Genomic DNA, 18,125 nt, shown 5'->3' with positions numbered 1-18,125 from the left:
GGGGATGACCATGAACCTAGAGGAACAAAAGCAATTGCAGAACGCAATTGGCGAAATAACCGAAATAGCTGCCGGATTCGGACTCGACTTTTATCCGATGAGATATGAAATCTGTCCCGCTGAAATCATTTATACATTTGGTGCGTATGGAATGCCGACCCGCTTCTCCCATTGGAGCTTCGGAAAGCAATTTCATAAAATGAAGCTTCAATACGATCTCGGACTCAGCAAAATTTATGAACTGGTCATCAATTCAGATCCATGCTACGCTTTCCTGCTAGATTCAAACTCATTGATTCAGAACAAGTTGATCGTGGCCCATGTACTCGCACATTGTGATTTCTTTAAAAATAATGTGAGATTTCAAAATACAAAACGTGATATGGTGGAAAGCATGTCGGCGACAGCCGAGCGTGTACGAAGATACGAAATCGAACATGGGAAACAGGAAGTGGAAAACTTCCTCGATGCCGTCCTTGCAATAGATGAACATATCGATCCTTCCCTTATGAGGCCCAAGCTTACTTGGACCATGGACGATGTGGAATGGGTGGAAGAAGAAGTCAATCCGGTCACACCATATGATGACCTGTGGTCGCTTGACGAGAAACCGAAAAAGCGTCAAACCAAAAAAGTGAAAAAGAAGTTTCCGCCCCAGCCGGAGAAGGATATCCTTCTTTTCATCGAGCAATACAGCCGGGAACTGTCGGATTGGCAAAGGGACATCCTCACGATGATGAGAGAAGAAATGCTCTATTTCTGGCCTCAGCTTGAAACAAAGATCATGAATGAAGGCTGGGCTTCTTATTGGCATCAGCGGATTATCAGGGAAATGGACCTGACAAGCGGAGAGGCGATTGAATTTGCCAAGCTGAATGCAGGGGTGGTACAGCCATCGCGGACGGGAATAAATCCATACTACCTGGGATTGAAAATTTTTGAAGATATCGAAGAGCGCTATGATAATCCGACCGAGGAAATGATAAAACGGGGTGTAAAACCAGGATCCGGACGGGATAAAATGTTCGAAGTGAGGGAAATCGAATCGGATATCTCCTTCTTACGCAATTATTTAACGAAAGATCTAGTGATGAGAGAAGATATGTATCTATTCCAGAAGCAGGGTAAGGATTATAAGATCGTTGATAAAGAGTGGACCGCGGTGAGGGATCAGCTTGTAAGTATGAGAGTAAACGGTGGTTTTCCGTATATTACCGTGACCGACGGTGATTACATGAAGAGCGGGGAACTTTATCTTAAACACTGGTTTGAGGATGTTGAGCTTGATATTAAATACCTTGAGAAAGTGCTTCCTTATATCCACCGCCTTTGGGGCAGACCTGTCCATATCGAAACTCATGTGGAGAACCGGGATATGCTGTTCACTTATGACGGAAGGAGCGTTCAGAGGAAATATCTCTGAGCCGGATGAAAACCGATTCCTCCCCCGGGAATCGGTTTTTTCGGTTCTAAATCAAGTGGACAGCCCTATATATAGTAATAAACCAATTCTGGGTAAGGGGGAATCGATATGGCAGACGTGGAAGTATTCATTGGGGATCTTTCTGACGGGACTTTCCATTATGAAGGCGGGGACTGGAATCATAATTACCCAAAGCGGATAAGTGAATTCTTTCCGAAAGGGTATGAGTTGTTCTTTTCGGTGCTTGATGATATTTACTATAACCGGGTCGAAGGCAGGCAGACTGACTGGGGGAGCCACACGTGCCCGATGTATCCGAATGAAATTCTTTGCCTACTTGAGGATTATTATAAAAGGGATATGGATGATCCCAAGGTACAGGGGCTGTTTGAGTTCGTCAAACAGTTGGATCCTTACCGACAATACGGTTTGGTGGCATGTGAAATGACATAGAATCAAAAAGAGGCTGGGACAAAAGTGTTTTAGTCATAGTAAAACCCGAATTAATTTGCCTACGATAAGGCAAATTAGTTCGGTTTTAAATTTGTTTAATGAAGATTTATATTTAATTGTTTCTAGCGGTTGATTGGAGTGCAAGACGAAGACTCCTGCGGGAAGAGTAGCTTATAAGAAAAGCGGAAGGGCTTTGAAGAGAGGCGGGTGGCATAAGGCGAATCGGCCACGAAGGCGCTCTTTGCCTTCTTGGTCGGTTTGACTTATGACATGTGCCTCTAAGCCCTGCAGCTGGACAGCTAGAAAAGCGGAGGCGGCTCGTTCAGAGATGACAAGCATAAGACAGGGCATCCGGAAAGGCGGGTTTTGCCTTTTTGGATGGCATGGCTTATGTCTCGAGTCTCTAGCCGCCGGAGCTGGACAAGTGAGACCCCGGAGGCTCACGGGCTACCCGCGGAAAGCGAAGTCTTGCACGGAAATCATTAGCGGTATAAAGAACCTATGCTGATATTGTTCGTCACCCAGCCTTTCTTCGGGTGGGTTCATGAAACTTTTTGTCCAGGACGGAAGTGAAGGAGAGAAAGGTTTTCTGGAAAATGGGACTCTGGATGAATGTATAGATGAATGTAAAGATAAAGACGGGACCTCCAAGCAGCAGTCCGATAATCAAGACCGAGCATTCGCATAGGATCCGCACTGTACTGATCGAGAAACCGGTCCAGTCTGAAATTGTCAGCATGAACCCATCTCGCGGTCCCGTCCCGAGCTGCGCTGCTGAGTATAATCCTCCCCCGATCCCCATCAGCACAATTGCTGCAAGGAGCAAGAAAACATCTGCAGCAGCATTTGTCTGCGGAGGTAGTAGATTGAAATGCAGAAAGAAATCCACAAGCACGCCCACCATGACTCCATTGATGATCGTCCCGAGACGGACGTACTTCCCTTTTAAGAGAAGGGTGCCGAGAATCATGGCCGCACCTATGATGATATTCCATGTCCCGATTGTAAGTCCGATTTTTTCGAACAGGGCGATATTCAATACATCCCAGGGGTGGATCCCTAAGTATTGTACTTTGATGGACATACTGATGCCGTAGCTGAAAATGAGTAATCCAATGATAAAATAACCCAATTGCCAATAGATTTTCATAGCTTCTCCTTTTCAATAAAACAATCTCACTATACAATATTTTACACCTGAATCAATTATGTAGAAACAATCAGTTTTCACTGTTTTATCCAAATGGAGAGCATTCTGTAACAGGTTCTAATTACAGCTATTGATTTCGTGGAAGACTTCTTTTCCGCGGGTAGCCCCGCGAGCCTCCAGGCAAAAACTAAAAACCCGAACTAGTTTGCCTTTCCCACTGCAAATTAGTTCGAGTTTTATTTTGTCTAAAATTCTTTTTTTCCAGCTGCGAAATCCTGTGTTTTTTTGACTGCTGGCTTATTGAGCCGTATAACCGCCATCGAGGACGACTGCCTGGCCGGTGACTCCTTTTGCTTTGTCGCTGGCGAGGAACATCGTGTAATCCGCAATCTCTTCAACAGAGAGCAGGCGCTTCTGAGGGACAAGTGGATAAATGACCTCTTCGAGCACTTTCTCCAGAGGCACTCCCCTTGTAGATGAAATATCCTGAAGCTGGTTCCGCACAAGAGGGGTGTCAACATAACCCGGGCACATTGCGTTCACGGTTATGCCGTGTTCAGCACCTTCAAGTGCAGAAACCTTCGTCAATCCGATGACACCATGCTTTGCACTGTTGTATGCGGCTTTCCCGGCAAACCCGATGAGACCGTTGATGGAAGCCATATTGATGATGCGGCCGAACTTTTGCTTTTTCATATGCGGAAAAGCAAAGTTAGTAGCGATAAATGGTGCAGTCAGCATAATTTTGATGAGAAGTTCAAACTTTTCGATTGGGAACTCTTCGATCGGGGCTACATGCTGAATTCCTGCATTGTTGATCAACACATCAATCCGTCCAAAATGCTCCACAGTTTTGTCGATTCCAGCTTTGACTTCTTCTTCGCTTGTCACATCACATTTGATGCCGATTGCGTCGAATCCTCTGTCTTTGAGTTCATCGACTGCCTCATCCAGACCTTCCTGATTGATATCCGATAATACCACCTTTGCACCGTTCATGGCAAAGTGCTCACCGATTTCAAATCCAATCCCGCGTGCAGCTCCTGTAATGAATACTACTTTTTCATTTACCATAATGAATTCCCTCCATTTATAATAGTGATTTTGCTGCTGTTTTAATAAATACCCATATTTGCTAAAATGATAGACACAATTTCAGCTATAGTCGGGATTAATAACCCGACGACGGCTACATCCAGATAAGAATCTTTATGCGTCAACCCTGTAACGGCGAATAGCGTCAGTAGAGCGCCGTTGTGAGGGAGGATGGAAGCCCCTGAGGAGATCGAAGCAATCCGGTGAAATGCTTCTGCACTGATTCCGGAAGTCTGGGAGAGCTCATAATATTTATCCCCAAGCGCTTCCAGGGCGATTCCCATCCCGCCGGAGGCTGAACCAGTGATTGCTGCAAGCACCTGTACGGCAATTGCTTCCGAAATGACAGGGTTTCCTTTTATACCCAGGATCAGATTTGTCAGGGTTTTGAACCCGGGGGCAGCGGTTACGACCGCTCCGAATCCCACGGCGGCACTCGTATTGATGACAGCCATGACAGACCCTTTTGCCCCTCCGTTGATGGAAGGGATGAATTTCTTGAAATGCTTGATATTGATCAGAAGTATCGCAAGGATCCCCACTAATAGTGCAGTCAGGATATTCCAGTCAAACACATTCAGCGTAACGACGACAATCACTAAAGGTAAGAAAGACAAATAGAAATTGGGCAGTTCATCTTTATTGATTTCTTTCACTTCGTTGCCTTCATTCGGTTCAGTAAACGTATCTCCCCGTTTAGTGAAAATGCTCTGGCGCCACCTCAGATAAAAATAACCGCCTGCAGCCATCACCAATCCGCCTGTAATCCCGATGATGGGGGCAGCTGTCGGAGAGGTCTTGAAGTAATCCATTGGAATCAAATTCTGGATCTGGGGGGTGCCGGGGATAGCCGTCATCGTGAAGGTGAATGCCCCCAGTACAAATACTGGAGGGAGCAGCTTTCTCGTGATATCCGCTTCCCTGAACATGGCAATCGCCAATGGATAGATTGCAAAGACCACCACGAACAAACTGACACCGCCATATGTAAGGACCGCTGCAGCGATGAGCACGCCGAGTATCGCACGGTCCTTTCCGATGATGCTTGTTATTTTATAAGCGACAGATTGCGCTGCGCCGACATCTTCCATCAGCTTTCCGAAGATTGCACCGAAAAGGAAGACCGGAAACCATTCTTTAGCAAAGTCCACAAATCCCGTCATGTAAGTCTCGGTGTATGCCGGAAGCAGGTCGAGGCCGCTCATGAGCGCAACAAGCCCTGCGACCAGCGGTGCGATCCAAATGATGGACCAGCCTAAATAAGCCAATAACATAAGAAGAATCAAGCCAATAATAATGCTAGTCATAATTCACCTCGGAAAGATTGTTTGGTTACTATTCTCCCTATAGTGAACGGCTTTATGTGGGAGTGGAGAAAGAAACTGAAAAATAAGTCCGGTATTTTTACTTGAAATACCTCTTCAATGGGTTTATCCTTTAAAAAGGATCATTCTGTACATAAGGATCCACGGAAAGTCGGAAAGGAGAAAAAGTATGGCTGACGTATTTAATCAGGAGTTTGTTGTTGCAATCATCATAGCCTTTTCTGCTTACATTATTTTAAGAGGGATCGCAATCTTCTTTGGAAAAGCAGGGAAAGGGTATCTGGAGAATATAGAATCACCAAGAAAGGTATTTCTGCAATTAATCGGGGTTTATTATGTCGTTTCCGGCGGATTGGGTTTGATGATTCCGAGACTTGAATGGAAAACGGAAGACATTTATTTCGCCATAGCATATTTTGCAATCATATCAGTCGTTTTCTGGGCAGGGCTCGATTTCTTCATCAAGCGTGATAAGAAAAAGCAGCTGCAGCGGAGCGAGGGAGAAAATGCTCAGGTATAATGGACCGGGGCATTTTTATTTTTACAATCAATTGTAAATGATGGAAAAAATAGTTTTCTGGTTTAGCATTGTCCCTTAATTGGGTATATCTCGGAGTGGAGGGATGAATATGTTACACCAGGAAAGTAAAACAAATCATTTGAATTCACCTGAATTGAAGAAAGACTTTTATATTCAACAACTATTAAGGATTGGCGTATATAAATATTTTGGTAAACAACTCTATGAACTATCGATGAGTGAACTTCAGGATGTTTACATCGAGTATTATGTAAGCGACCATAATCTTATCAGTTAAAAAGACGACCCTTTCGAAAAGGATCGTCTTTTTTATGTTTCTATTTAAGGTACATCATGCCCCATTGAACTTTGCAGTATTTCAAACCACTGATCATGGTCCAATTGGAGCTTTAACGAATCGATCGCTCTTTGAATGCGTTCCTTTTTACCAGAACCTACAATCGGCATGATACGGGCAGGGTGGTTCAACAGCCATGCGTAGAGAATGGAATCGATTCCTTCAGCACCTGTCTCACCCTGGATTTTTGTCAAAGTGTCACGAAGGCGTACATCCTTCGCATCCCCGCCGGTGAATATGTTCCCTCCGGCAAGCGGGGACCAGGCCATAGGTGCAATCCGTTTTTCCTGGCAAAGGTTCAGGGTGCCGTCTTCGAAGTTCTCCAGATGATAGGCTGAAAGCTCAATCTGGTTGGTAACCAACGGGAATGGCAGGTATGATTGCAGCATATTCCATTGATGGTCCTTAAAATTAGACACTCCGAAATGACGCACTTTTCCTTGATCCTTCAACTGAGTGAAGGCTTCAGCCACTTCCTCTCCATCCATAAAAGGATCTGGACGGTGGATGAGCAGTGCATCAATATAATCGGTACCAAGGTTTTTCAGGGACTGTTCCACTGAAGATAAAATGTGTTGTCTACTCGTATTATAGTGATGAGTTCTGTGGTCAGGGCGATTTTTTGACGGGAGGACGATCCCGCACTTGGTCACAATCTCCATTTCTTCCCTGATAGACGGTTTCAGGGATAGGGCCTCTCCGAATTTTTCTTCACAAGTGTAAGAACCATATATATCGGCATGGTCAAATGTCGTGATCCCCTGTTCCAGATTGAATTGAATCAAAGATAATGTTTCCTCTTTTGTTTGCTCCCAATCTGAAAGTCTCCATAATCCGTGGATGATTCTTGAAAATGATAATTCGTCATTCATTTTGATTCTTTCCAATTATATAACCCCTTTTCTTTTCTAGTTGGTATGCTGCTGCTGACGATTTCCTATACTAAATTGTATCTTATTATGACGGGGAATGAATTGAAAATGAAAGGTCTTTTAACTCATTGGAACATAGGCAATGTTCAATTGTTGGAACATCGTAAGAATATAAAGAAATTCATTTTTGAAGGAAGCACGTTCTTTTTAAAAGAAAGAAAGGGGACCTCATCCTGGGAGCGCACGGAAGAATACCGGATCACCCAGTATTTAATCAGGAATGGGATTAATGTAGAAACACCGCTTTTGAATATCAGCGGGGAACCGTACGTAAAAGGGGATGGGAATTTTTATTCTTTATATGCATCCCTGGAAGGGAATCCGCTTCAGGTATGTAAAGAGGCATGTTGCGGGCAATTCATCAGGATCGGGGAATATCTTTCAAGATTCCATCTTGCATTGGGTAAATGCCCGTTTGAACAAAGCACAAGAGTATGGGATGTGTTTAACTATTCGAAAAGCTGGTTATCAGAAGCAGCTCCTGAATTGAGTATGTGGGCAGCGGAAGTGTACGGAGAGATCTCAACCTATGAATTGATTTATAAACAGCTTCCCCTGCAGCTTGTCCACAGTGATGTACATGTAAGAAATTTTTTGTGGAGGAAGGATGGAAGCATCGGGCTTGTGGACTTTGAGCGGATCAGGCTGGCCCCCCGTATAGGAGATCTTGCATATATCATCACGAGTTTGCTGAGGAACAGCAACTCACCAATGGATTTTCATCACCTCCACAGCCAGATGAAAGAGTTGATCAGGGGATATACGTACAATCAGGGGTTCAGTGATGAGGAATCCGTGCTTCTTCCGCATCTGGTCATTCTTTTTCTCCTGCAATATACCCTGTATTATTCACAACTGGGGTTCGTCAAGGCATCCATTTTTCATAAAAATAGCGTCGAATATCTGATAAGCGATAAGGAGTATTTAGAAGCACTAACCGTGCATTAACATCTCAATGTCCTAAAACATCATTTACCATCATAATTTTACCGATTATGAGAGAAAATGAAAGCATTGGTCTTGTAAGCAAAAATGCTTTTAGTAAAGTTTACACTGAATCATGCAGAGATTTAAAGCCAAATAAGGAATGAGAAGGTGAAGAACATGGATCTGAATAGTCATACTCCCAACTATAACTCAGGAGATGTGGTATATGTCATATACCGAAATCCTCATACCCAGTCTGTTGCAAATGTCCAGGAAGCGGCTGTGGTGAAAAACCCTGAAAACCCTGAGGAATTGGCTTTGTTTTTATATGAAACATATTATCCCTTAACAGATGATCTGGCAGTATACTCTTCTGAAGCAGAAGCAGAACAGGTATATAACCAATCATTTGGAGAGCTTTAGGTGATCCGGCATGGTTAAGCCTTTCATCCCGCAGCTCGTATACTTTGAACCTGGTGCTCTTGAATATCCTTTAGGGAAAGAGCTTAAAGATAAATTCGAAAAAATGGATATTGAAATACGCTATACCACGTCTCATAACCAGGTGAGGAATCTTCCAGGGGACAATCATTTCCAGAAGTACAGGATAGCGAAGTCGACCCTTGTTGTGGGGGTCCGGAAAACATTGAAATTCGATACGTCCAAACCATCTGCAGAATATGCAATCCCCTTCGCAACGGGATGTATGGGGCATTGTCATTATTGCTACCTGCAGACGACAATGGGAAGCAAACCGTATATCCGTACGTATGTGAATGTGGACGAAATACTTGAAGCAGCGGATCATTATATAGCCGAAAGAGCGCCTGAGATGACCAGGTTCGAAGCAGCCTGCACGTCAGATATCGTAGGTGTCGATCATCTCACTCACACGCTTAAACGTGCAATCGAGCATTTTGGTGAGTCGGAACATGGAAAGTTAAGATTTGTGACAAAGTTTCACCATGTCGATCATTTGCTGGATGCAAAGCATAACGGGAAGACGAGATTCAGGTTCAGCATCAATGCCGACTATGTCATAAAGAACTTCGAGCCGGGTACATCCCCGCTTGATAAACGATTGGAAGCTGCGGGGAAAGTCGCAAGGGCAGGGTATCCTTTGGGTTTCATTGTCGCCCCGATCTACATCCATGAAGGATGGGAGGAAGGGTACAGGAAGATGTTTGAACATCTGAATCAACATCTGCCTCCGGAGGCAAAGGAAGATTTGACCTTCGAATTCATTCAGCACCGTTTCACTAAACCTGCGAAACGGGTCATTGAAAAAAACTACCCTATGACAAAGCTTGAACTAAATGAAGAAGAACGCCGTTATAAATGGGGAAAGTATGGAATCGGGAAGTACATCTATCAAAAGGATGAAGAACAGGAACTGAAGGACCGTCTTTACTCATATATGGAGGAATTTTTTCCTGAAGCGAAGCTTGAATATTTTACGTGATATAAAAAAAGGGACTGATGTCAATTGAAATCATGATCATCAGTCCTCTCAGTTGAACCCTGTAAGAAACGTGTTAAGGCTTTTTACTTTCATGGCTATTTCATCACAGATTTCCTGATATCTTGCCCACTCTTCCAGCTTGTCTCTTGAACGTTTTCGCGGATTGGGAAGATCCCAGCAAATTACTTTATCCTCAAGTTCGGAAGGCAGAAGGATGTCTTCATCAAATTCAGTATCTTGAATCTTTACGATGACAGAAGCTTGCTTTAAGCAGGGAAGCTCTGCCTGGCCCCGGGGAAAAGAACTAATATCAATACATAGCTCCTTCATGGCAAGAACAGAGAGATCCCGATCGGCCGTTTCCTGCCATCCCGCACTTTTGAATGACCAGTCTTGAACAGAAAGTTTTTTGGCCCAGCCCAAGGCTATCAGACTCCGCTGATGGCTGGTAGAAAGAAAATATACCGTTTTATCCATTGCGATGTTCCTTTCTGAATTCATGATGTACATACTATTTACCCAATAAACCGTAATATAATCAGAACGGTTATTGAAAGTTTATGGAAATGCGCTACTAGGAAATATTGATTAACAAATCCCTTATTTTATGTAATGAAACTTTCTTTATCTAGTAGAAAAGATTGAAATTATTAAAGAACTAATTTAATTTTTAAATAAATCAGTATAATGGTAAAGGGAAAATTTTTTGCGGGTGTTCATAATGTGAAAGTGAATATCATGTTTAGAATTTATATGAAAGGGTAAACATCTGTAAATTATTTTGCGTAATTTTCGCTATTAAGAATTCATTTATATAAGGAGGTTCATCTATGAAATTCAACTTAACAACAAAGATTATCCTTGCCTTGATATTGGGGGCTCTGGTGGGACTGGCCCTGAATATATTCGCTAAAGACGTGTTCGATATATTGGATCCTTACCTGTTTACTCCGTTAGGTAAGATATTCTTGAATCTGATCAGCATGCTGGTCGTACCGATTGTATTCTTATCCATCGTCCTTGGGTCAGCTGGCCTCGGGGATCCGAAGAAACTTGGAAGAATCGGCTTGAAGACGATTGTTTACTTCCTGGTGACGACATGTATAGCCATCGTCATCGGGCTGGCACTTGCGAACATCATCGATCCTGGAATGGTTGAAGGAATCGACCGCACGCAGGCAGAAGAATTTAAATCAGAGAAGGCTCCTCCGGTCGGTGAGACAATCATGAATATTATTCCGAAAAATCCTTTGACCGCTATGACGGAGGGGAATATGCTTCAGATCATTGCCTTCGCCATTTTCATCGGTCTTGGACTCACAGCCCTAGGTGAGAAGACAAAAGGGATATTGAAATTGGTCGAACAGGGAAATGAATTGATGATGTATCTGGTGACACTGGTCATGAAGTTCGCTCCATATGGTACATTCGGATTGATCGCTTCTGCCATCGGGAGTCAGGGGATGAGTGCACTGAAGGCAATGTGGCTGTATTTCGTCGTTGTCTTGGCTGCATTGATCATCCATGCAATCATCACTTACGGAAGCACCGTACTGCTGCTTGCCAAGAAAAACCCGCTATGGTTCTTCAAGAATTTCAGTCCGGCAATGAGTGTTGGATTCAGTACTTCCAGCAGTAATGCCACGCTGCCGCTTTCTATGGAAGTGGCCCAGGAGAGATTGAATGTCTCCAAACCTGTGAGCTCATTCGTACAGCCTCTGGGGGCTACCATCAATATGGATGGTACGGCCATCATGCAGGGTGTCGCTACAATCTTCATTGCACAGGTGTACGGCATTGATCTTACCCTTGAACAGCTGGTCACAGTCGTGCTTACGGCCGTTCTTGCAAGTATCGGTACAGCAGGAGTTCCCGGAGTGGGATTGATCCTTCTTGCGATGGTATTGAGTTCCGTTGGTCTGCCTGTAGAAGGAATCGGGTTGATCCTTGGTATTGACCGATTGCTTGATATGGCAAGGACTGCTGTCAACATCTCAGGGGATGCAGCATGTGCCCTGTTTGTTTCAGAAAGTGAGAAAAAACGTACCATCAGGGAACAAAGAGGGAACGTTTAACATAGAAAGAAGATAAGGCCGGGACATAAGTGTTCCAGACTAAGTAAAACCCGAACTGGTTTGCCGTTATAAAGGCAAACCAGTTCGGGTTTTTGTTTGAAGCAGAAGGTGGAGGTATATCTCTTTCAGGCGGTTGATTAGAATGAGAGCCGGTTATCCCTGTTTGCGTGAAGTATTAGCATGGTGTAAAATTACACTAAGTTAAGAAAAGCAGGTGTTCCAATGAAGAAGGAAGAAGTCATCACCATCATATCTGATAAATTGAGGTTGATCAGAACGGAAGCAGGCTATACACAAGATAAAATGGCTAATGTGATTGGGATCTCCAAAAAAACCCTCGTACAGATCGAGAAAAGAAGGGTCGATGCAAGCTGGACAGCCGTGATTGCTGTATGTGCCTTATTCAGGGACAGTGAAACCTTAGTATCAAGTCTGGGGGGAGAGCCGCTTGAAGTCATCGAGACCCTTGCCCGTGAAGGAGTGGACTTCAGGAAAGAGAAAACACTCGGAGGTAAAGTATGGTGGAAGGAAATCAAGAAGAGTGATGAGTACGTACTTCAGCAGAATTTATTCAGCAAACATTATAGAATCCTGGATAGAGATCACTACCGGATTTACAGCAGTTTTAATGAAGAAGAATCAGAAAACCGTTTTAATGAAATACAAGGGGAGGAAGATTGAGTCTCAATCTTCCTCCCCTTAACTAATTTTTATTTAACAAGCAGTACGCTTGTTTCACAATCATGGGCAATCTTTTCACTGACACTTCCCAGCATCCATTTTTTAAGGTTTGATTTTCCTGAATGACCTACCAGTACAAGGTCTGCATTATGATCTTTAGCATATTCGCAGATCCGTTTTGCTTCAGAACCTGATAGATTGATGTATTCAATGTCGAGCTGGTAAGGTTTTAATTTTTCTTTTACGTTTTTCAACACGGAATGAGTAGACGACGGTGCAGAAATTCCATGTTCATTTTCAACAGTCTGGTTTGAATTTAGTTTTTCATCGCGTGAGGCAGATAAATTTCCCACGTATTGATTATCTAATCCCGGCGCTGTATCAGCAAGTGCGTGGGTCGGAGTATAATTATCCTGTGTTGCACCCGTTCCGATACCTTTATCATTAGAAACATACAGAACTGTAAGCTTTGTTTGTGGTGATAATTTCGTTAATTTCAGTGCTTCATCAAGTGCTTTCTTGCTTCCATCAGACTCATCATAAGCAACAACTAAGTGCTTATACATATGATCACCTCGTTTGTAGTATATGCGTTATTTACCCCGTTTTTTGAATTCATAATCATTTTTATTCGGAAAAGGAAAGAGCAGGATAGGGGGAAGTCTATCCTGCTCTTTTGATTTTTTTATAAACTTATAATTGCTGATTAATTTTGATCTTATAGCATGCTGATGATCCAGCCAATTACTACAATTGCACCAATGACCATTAAGATTGTACGTAACATGAGATTCACCTCGACTTATTGTTCTAATAATGTAATTTTAAATTTCATTTTCAACCGGCTAGTGTATTGTTACCCGGTTGCTTTTCACTCGAAACATCCAAGTTATTACAGGTCACCCGCTGGTAGGCAGAATTCCTTGTGAATAACTTCAGTCGTTTCGTATCTTCGGGAAATTCGTTACATGTAGTTAGTGTGAGCCTTTTAAGAAAAATTATGTTTATTTTTCCTGTTTATTTATATAGTTGAAAGATAATTTCACATGGTAAAATGGATGATATTGGTTAGAGGAGTGATGAAGATGAGTGGAAGGGTCATATTTGTCGAGGGTATCCCCGGTGCTGGAAAGACATCCACGGTTCAGAAGATTTCGCATTTTTTAAAGGGCAAGGATATTCCTGTAAAAGAAGTTGTGGAAGGAAACCTTGAGCAGCCCGCAGATTACGAAGGTGCCGCTTTTTTGACTGAAGATCAGTTAAAGACCATGGAAGTAGAATATGGTATCGATGCTGGAAGTGTCAGGCCTTATTGTGAAATCTTGGAACGCGGGATGCTGGTTCATTATGCAAGAATGGATGGAAGCGAAGCATTCTCAAAATCATTCATAAAAGAACTTGAGCAGTTTGATATTTATAATACTGATCCAGATATATACATGATGGTGATAAAACATAAATGGGGGGTGTTTAAAAAGTTACTTGCCGGCGCGGATGAGGTATATGTTCTGGATTGCAGCCTGCTGCAGAATCCATTGACCTTTCTGAGTGCAAGGAATGACTTGCCGGCGGAACTCATTAAAACATTTGTGAAGGACCTTCTCATGCTGGTGAAGGAATTTCGTCCGCTGGTGGTTTACCTTGAGCCGAAAGAAATCAAAAAAGCATTGGAACATGTGATGGCAGAACGTTCAGAGCATTGGTTTGCATTTGTGAAGGACTACTACACGAAACAAAAATATGGGATCAATCATAATCTCACTAATGATTTAGATGGGGTCGTGAAATTTTTGGAGGATCGCATAGAATTGGAAAAGTCTATATTGAAAGATGCAGGTGTGGATTGGCTGCATATAGAAAGGGATCAAGCATCATGGAGGGACATCCTAACAAAAATTGAAGATGAGCTTACTTTGCGTTTTGTAAAAGGATGAAGCCTCATCAGACTCTGGACGGAGGAAAAAACCACCAATAGTCGCTCGGAAGGTCTAACGGACTTGGGGTATGATTTACATATACTAGAAAATGGTGGGGATGGGTTACAATGAAAAAAATGATGGAAATATTCAAGAATCCGATTTTTGTGAAGCTGTTCATGGCTAATTTGACTTCTCATATGGGAAGTGTGGTCGGACTCACGGCATTTATGTTTTACCTTTTGGACCGTTTTTCAGACCAGCCGATGTATGCTTCGATTACGGAAATGATGTATTCACTTCCGACTCTGGTTGTGTTTTTCCTGGTCGGTGTATTGGCAGACCGGATGGACCGTCAGAAAATCGCTTATCACTGTGATACGATCAGCGCAGTTTTAACCGTTATCCTGGTCGGGGCAATTTATATCGGCTGGCTTCCTTTAATTTTTGCTGTCCTTTTCATAAGAAGCGGGGTACAGAAGTTTTTCTTTCCGGCTGAACAGGCAATCCTTCAGGGAGTCCTTTCTAAGGATGACTACTCAACGGCAGCCGGTTTAAATCAGATGGTCATGAGTTTGTTCATGCTGCTCGGCAACGCCATCGCGATTTTTGTTTATTGGAATGCAGGGATATATGGGGCACTCCTTGTGGATTTCGTCACATTTGTTTTAAGTGCCATCTTAATCAGGAAGTGTGTCATTCCTGAAGATGTACGGCAGCCTAATGGGAAACATACCTGGAAGGACCTTAATGTGTCTTTCGTCATGAAAGATTTCAAGTCCGGGCTTGTCTATATCCTGCACCATAAACTGCTGCTTTCATTGATCGGGGGATTTGTCGTCTTTGGAATCGTCAACGGAGGTTTCTCGGTCATTCCAATCTTCATCCTGAAGTATAAACTGGCCCCGGAAACATATGAAGAATATTCAATCATACTTGGGATTGCATTCGGTTCCGGGGTATTGATCGGAAGCGTTGTTTCTTCCATGCTCACCCAGAAATTCAAATTCCATCAATTGATCGTTGCCGGTCTGGTCATTTCAGGAACCTTTATCATAGCAGCCTCATTTGCTCCCAGCACATGGATATTTATGGTGATTGTATTCATCGCTGCATTGGGCCTTCCGCTTGTAAACATTGCAATCGGTGGCTGGATGCCAAGTATTATAGATCCCAAGATGATGGGGCGCGTACAAGGATGGATTAATCCCCTTATGATGTTGTCACAATCCATCACACTTGGAGCCATCGCCCTTACATTCCCGTCGGTGGTAACGGTCGAAATGCTATACTGGCTCGTCGGAGGCTGCCTCATCATCGTAGCGGCGTTCTACACAATCATCCTGCCTAAATTCACAAACCAGGAAAACATCCAGCCGGCAGCAGTGAACGGGTAATTAAAAAAGGATAAGAAAAATTATATATCTGCTTTTGTTAAGACCGAACTATATTATGAATCCTTGGAATCAATTAGTTCGGTTTTTTTGTGCGTCTAGGATAATTTATTTGGTTTTAGTACTTTCCAGCGGTTGATTGGAGTGCAAGACGTAGACTCAACCGAAAAGCGGAAGGGCTTTGTTCAGAGGCGTGTGGCATAAGACGAATCGGCCAGGAAGGCGTTCTTTGCCTTCTTGGTCGGTTTGGCTTATGATATGTGCCTCTAAGCCCTGCAGCTGGACAGTTATCCATCCTGAGGAGGCTCACGGGCTACCCGCGGAAAGCGAAGTCTTGCGCGGAAATCATTAGCGGTATTGAAAGGGAAAAGTTTTTTATAAAAAGAACAAAATAATTTTGAACGTTTTTACATATCATTCGTATTATCAATGAACGCACAGGCGATGGAAGGGATACATGCGATGGAAGAGAGAGAATTAATCAAACGTGCAAAAAAAGGGGACCACGAAGCCTTCGCTTCCTTATTCAGACAGAACTATCCTTTTTTAGTGAAATATTTAATAAAAGTGACAATGAATAAAGATCAGGCAGAAGAACTCGCACAGGATACGATGGCAAAAATCGTTGAAAAGATCCATCTCTACAATGGAAAATCAAAATTTTCTTCCTGGCTGATCACGATTGCGACCAATCGATATATCGATATCCAGCGGAAAAACGGAAAAGAGAAGGACTGGCAGAAAGAAGAGGCCAACTACCGCAGTCTTAAATGGAGTCTGGAATCAAGAAATGAAGAGTGGAATGATGTACTTAAGGCATTGTCGGTCTTAGAGAATGGGGTTAGGATACCTGTCATTCTTAAACATTATTATGGATATTCTTACGATGAAATATCAGATATGATCGGACTGCCGGCAGGTACAGTAAAATCAAGAGTGCATCACGGCATTCTCAGGATTAGAAAGGAGCTGAAACTGGATGAACAACGAACATCAGCCAACTAAAGAAAACGAACTGGACCACATCCTAAAAGCCGGAATGGAACCGATGGATAAAGAAGTCGAAGATACCACACCTTCAGAAGAATGGTTTCAGCAGTTCGTCCTTCAACAGCAGAAAGATATAAAGGCCGGGTTGAAGCGGGAGCTCATTCTTTTTCTGTTGATAGCAGGCTGTCTGCTTCTGCTCCTTTCTCTCACACTTCTGAAACAACCTATGCTGTTCCTTTTGCTTCAGGGTGCAGTGTTTATTGGAGGGGCTGCTTTTGCCAGTCTTGTGTTTTTCAAGCAGGTGAAGAAGATATGACGAAAGAAGAAATGTATTTGCTGCTGTTTATTATACCGATTCTTCTTGCGCAGAGTATCTATTTATTTCTCGACGCGAGAAAGAATGGTCATCTTTATTGGTTCTGGGGATTATGGGGATTGATTCAGACGCCTATGCCACTTATTTTTTATCTGATGTTCGCGAAGAAAATATGGAAGAAGTTAAAGAAAAGGGAGAGAGTGGAATGATCATTGTAACGACAGACTATGTACCGGGAAAAGAAGTAAAAGAACTAAAAGGATTCGTCAGGGGAAGTACTGTCCAGGCGAAGCATATAGGTAAAGATATCGTTGCCGGCTTAAAGACCATTTTAGGTGGTGAAATCAGCGAGTACAGTGAATTGATGGAGGAAGCGCGGCATCAGGCAATCGAAAGAATGAAAAAAGACGCAGTCCAAAAAGGGGCAAATGCAGTGATCGCGGTGAGATTGGAAACGTCCGCCGTGATGCAGAATGCCTCCGAAATCATCGCCTACGGTACCGCTGTGACGGTGGAATAATACACAATAGCGGCACATATAGTGAATTGGGTGGACACGGATAGAAGCAGACTCATAGTGTATAGAAAATTAGTAATAAAAATAAAATTGACACAATTCAAAACCTGTAGTATGGTTAATGATGGAATAAAAACGATTGAAGAAATGGAGGGTTTGTGATGATCAAGTTATATACAGTCCAAGGCGGAGGAAGAGCATTTTTCCCTAATTTCATATCATCACATAACCAGTAACTTCTTATTCAAACCCAAATGAATAACAGGCACAGGTTATGTACACTAACCTGTGCTTTTTTATGTCCAATTTCCGGGCGTTAACAAGGCACCCGCAGGCCCGCTGATGCAAATCAGCCCTGCTCGTAGAGCCTTATTAGCGCCTTTTTTATTTTGGGTGAATATGTAAATGTGTTTTGTGGATTCCGGACGGCTTCAGAGGTTGATTGCAGTTGAACGGTTCCCCGATGAAAGGGTCACCAACCGCCCGCGGAAAGCGAAGTCTTGCACGGAACTAAGTAACGGCATTAAAACCGCTGTTCTCAGGTAAAGCACCTGTTCACATAAATAAAAAAACTTTAGGAGGAAAAAAAGA

At 43.0% G+C, this 18,125-nt stretch carries 21 protein-coding genes; 15 read left to right on the top strand and 6 right to left on the bottom strand.

What is annotated here, in order from left to right; genetic code table 11:
- Positions 1–10: 10 nt before the first annotated feature.
- Positions 11–1,423 carry a SpoVR family protein gene (locus tag ACKA06_RS07125; RefSeq protein ID WP_032089328.1) on the top strand — a complete coding sequence of 471 codons (1,413 nt, stop codon included), beginning with the start codon at positions 11–13 and terminating at the stop codon, positions 1,421–1,423.
- Between the two features lie 108 nt (positions 1,424–1,531).
- Positions 1,532–1,876, top strand: a complete 345-nt coding sequence (locus ACKA06_RS07120; RefSeq protein WP_411159342.1) for a hypothetical protein — start codon at positions 1,532–1,534, stop codon at positions 1,874–1,876.
- A 517-nt stretch (positions 1,877–2,393) separates the two neighbouring features.
- On the opposite strand, the gene ACKA06_RS07115 is transcribed toward ACKA06_RS07120, so the two are convergent.
- From ACKA06_RS07115 to ACKA06_RS07105, 3 genes are all read right to left on the bottom strand, one after another.
- Positions 2,394–3,026, bottom strand: a complete 633-nt coding sequence (locus ACKA06_RS07115; protein WP_064564916.1) for a YczE/YyaS/YitT family protein — start codon at positions 3,024–3,026, stop codon at positions 2,394–2,396.
- A 297-nt stretch (positions 3,027–3,323) separates the two neighbouring features.
- Positions 3,324–4,100: a 3-hydroxybutyrate dehydrogenase gene (locus ACKA06_RS07110; RefSeq protein WP_411159341.1), complete on the bottom strand. Its 777-nt coding sequence runs from the start codon at positions 4,098–4,100 to the stop codon at positions 3,324–3,326.
- 41 nt (positions 4,101–4,141) lie between these two features.
- Positions 4,142–5,428: a GntP family permease gene (locus ACKA06_RS07105; RefSeq protein WP_032089324.1), complete on the bottom strand. Its 1,287-nt coding sequence runs from the start codon at positions 5,426–5,428 to the stop codon at positions 4,142–4,144.
- A gap of 187 nt (positions 5,429–5,615) precedes the next feature.
- Between ACKA06_RS07105 and ACKA06_RS07100 the strand changes: the two genes are divergently transcribed.
- Together ACKA06_RS07100 and ACKA06_RS07095 are read left to right on the top strand one after the other, a co-directional pair.
- Positions 5,616–5,966, top strand: coding sequence for a hypothetical protein (locus ACKA06_RS07100; protein ID WP_032089323.1), 351 nt, complete (start codon positions 5,616–5,618; stop codon positions 5,964–5,966).
- A 109-nt stretch (positions 5,967–6,075) separates the two neighbouring features.
- A complete protein-coding gene (locus ACKA06_RS07095; protein WP_032089322.1) occupies positions 6,076–6,264 on the top strand; it encodes a Fur-regulated basic protein FbpA in 189 nt (62 codons plus the stop codon).
- A 44-nt stretch (positions 6,265–6,308) separates the two neighbouring features.
- On the opposite strand, the gene ACKA06_RS07090 is transcribed toward ACKA06_RS07095, so the two are convergent.
- The gene (locus ACKA06_RS07090; protein ID WP_214873803.1) at positions 6,309–7,211 is read right to left on the bottom strand and encodes an aldo/keto reductase; all 903 of its coding nucleotides are present in this window, start codon (positions 7,209–7,211) and stop codon (positions 6,309–6,311) included.
- 93 nt (positions 7,212–7,304) lie between these two features.
- On the opposite strand from ACKA06_RS07090, the gene ACKA06_RS07085 reads away from it, so the two are divergent.
- The 3 genes from ACKA06_RS07085 to splB all read left to right on the top strand — a co-directional run bounded on the left by ACKA06_RS07085 (position 7,305) and on the right by splB (position 9,645).
- Entirely contained in the window at positions 7,305–8,204 is a 900-nt protein-coding gene (locus tag ACKA06_RS07085) for a phosphotransferase enzyme family protein (protein ID WP_411159340.1), read from the top strand.
- Positions 8,205–8,360: 156 nt separating this feature from the next.
- Positions 8,361–8,606: a transcriptional regulator SplA domain-containing protein gene (locus ACKA06_RS07080; protein WP_214873807.1), complete on the top strand. Its 246-nt coding sequence runs from the start codon at positions 8,361–8,363 to the stop codon at positions 8,604–8,606.
- Positions 8,607–8,616: 10 nt separating this feature from the next.
- Positions 8,617–9,645 (top strand): spore photoproduct lyase, encoded by a 1,029-nt coding sequence (gene splB / locus ACKA06_RS07075; protein WP_064564925.1) that lies wholly within the window; start codon positions 8,617–8,619, stop codon positions 9,643–9,645.
- A gap of 48 nt (positions 9,646–9,693) precedes the next feature.
- Here splB and ACKA06_RS07070 read toward each other — a convergent pair whose 3' ends face one another.
- Positions 9,694–10,122 (bottom strand): low molecular weight phosphatase family protein, encoded by a 429-nt coding sequence (locus tag ACKA06_RS07070; protein ID WP_198258353.1) that lies wholly within the window; start codon positions 10,120–10,122, stop codon positions 9,694–9,696.
- Positions 10,123–10,475: 353 nt separating this feature from the next.
- Between ACKA06_RS07070 and ACKA06_RS07065 the strand changes: the two genes are divergently transcribed.
- Both ACKA06_RS07065 and ACKA06_RS07060 read left to right on the top strand, forming a co-directional pair.
- Entirely contained in the window at positions 10,476–11,720 is a 1,245-nt protein-coding gene (locus ACKA06_RS07065; RefSeq protein ID WP_032089316.1) for a dicarboxylate/amino acid:cation symporter, read from the top strand.
- A gap of 222 nt (positions 11,721–11,942) precedes the next feature.
- A complete protein-coding gene (locus tag ACKA06_RS07060) occupies positions 11,943–12,401 on the top strand; it encodes a helix-turn-helix transcriptional regulator (protein ID WP_058298149.1) in 459 nt (152 codons plus the stop codon).
- Between the two features lie 29 nt (positions 12,402–12,430).
- Here the strand turns inward: ACKA06_RS07060 and ACKA06_RS07055 are convergent, their stop codons facing one another.
- Complete coding sequence (locus tag ACKA06_RS07055) at positions 12,431–12,967, bottom strand: universal stress protein (protein WP_032089314.1); 537 nt, start codon at positions 12,965–12,967, stop codon at positions 12,431–12,433.
- 519 nt (positions 12,968–13,486) lie between these two features.
- Between ACKA06_RS07055 and ACKA06_RS07050 the strand changes: the two genes are divergently transcribed.
- The 6 genes from ACKA06_RS07050 to ACKA06_RS07025 all read left to right on the top strand — a co-directional run bounded on the left by ACKA06_RS07050 (position 13,487) and on the right by ACKA06_RS07025 (position 17,537).
- Positions 13,487–14,335, top strand: a complete 849-nt coding sequence (locus ACKA06_RS07050; RefSeq protein ID WP_411159339.1) for a P-loop NTPase family protein — start codon at positions 13,487–13,489, stop codon at positions 14,333–14,335.
- Positions 14,336–14,445: 110 nt separating this feature from the next.
- Positions 14,446–15,714 (top strand): MFS transporter, encoded by a 1,269-nt coding sequence (locus ACKA06_RS07045; RefSeq protein ID WP_064564933.1) that lies wholly within the window; start codon positions 14,446–14,448, stop codon positions 15,712–15,714.
- Positions 15,715–16,173: 459 nt separating this feature from the next.
- On the top strand, positions 16,174–16,716 hold the full coding sequence (gene sigY / locus ACKA06_RS07040; protein ID WP_032089311.1) for an RNA polymerase sigma factor SigY: 543 nt from the start codon (positions 16,174–16,176) through the stop codon (positions 16,714–16,716).
- Positions 16,691–17,017: a YxlC family protein gene (locus ACKA06_RS07035; protein WP_032089310.1), complete on the top strand. Its 327-nt coding sequence runs from the start codon at positions 16,691–16,693 to the stop codon at positions 17,015–17,017. Before sigY ends, ACKA06_RS07035 begins: the two co-directional genes overlap by 26 nt.
- Positions 17,014–17,226, top strand: a complete 213-nt coding sequence (locus ACKA06_RS07030) for a hypothetical protein (protein WP_032089309.1) — start codon at positions 17,014–17,016, stop codon at positions 17,224–17,226. Before ACKA06_RS07035 ends, ACKA06_RS07030 begins: the two co-directional genes overlap by 4 nt.
- On the top strand, positions 17,223–17,537 hold the full coding sequence (locus tag ACKA06_RS07025; RefSeq protein ID WP_032089308.1) for a YbjQ family protein: 315 nt from the start codon (positions 17,223–17,225) through the stop codon (positions 17,535–17,537). The genes ACKA06_RS07030 and ACKA06_RS07025 overlap by 4 nt, the downstream gene beginning before the upstream one ends.
- Positions 17,538–18,125 lie beyond the last annotated feature (588 nt).

Origin of the sequence: Rossellomorea oryzaecorticis, assembly GCF_045897515.1 — a bacterium.
Taxonomy (GTDB): domain Bacteria; phylum Bacillota; class Bacilli; order Bacillales; family Bacillaceae_B; genus Rossellomorea; species Rossellomorea enclensis.
The sequence above is the reverse complement of the archived record's forward strand: the minus strand, read 5'-3'. Positions and strand labels throughout refer to the sequence as shown.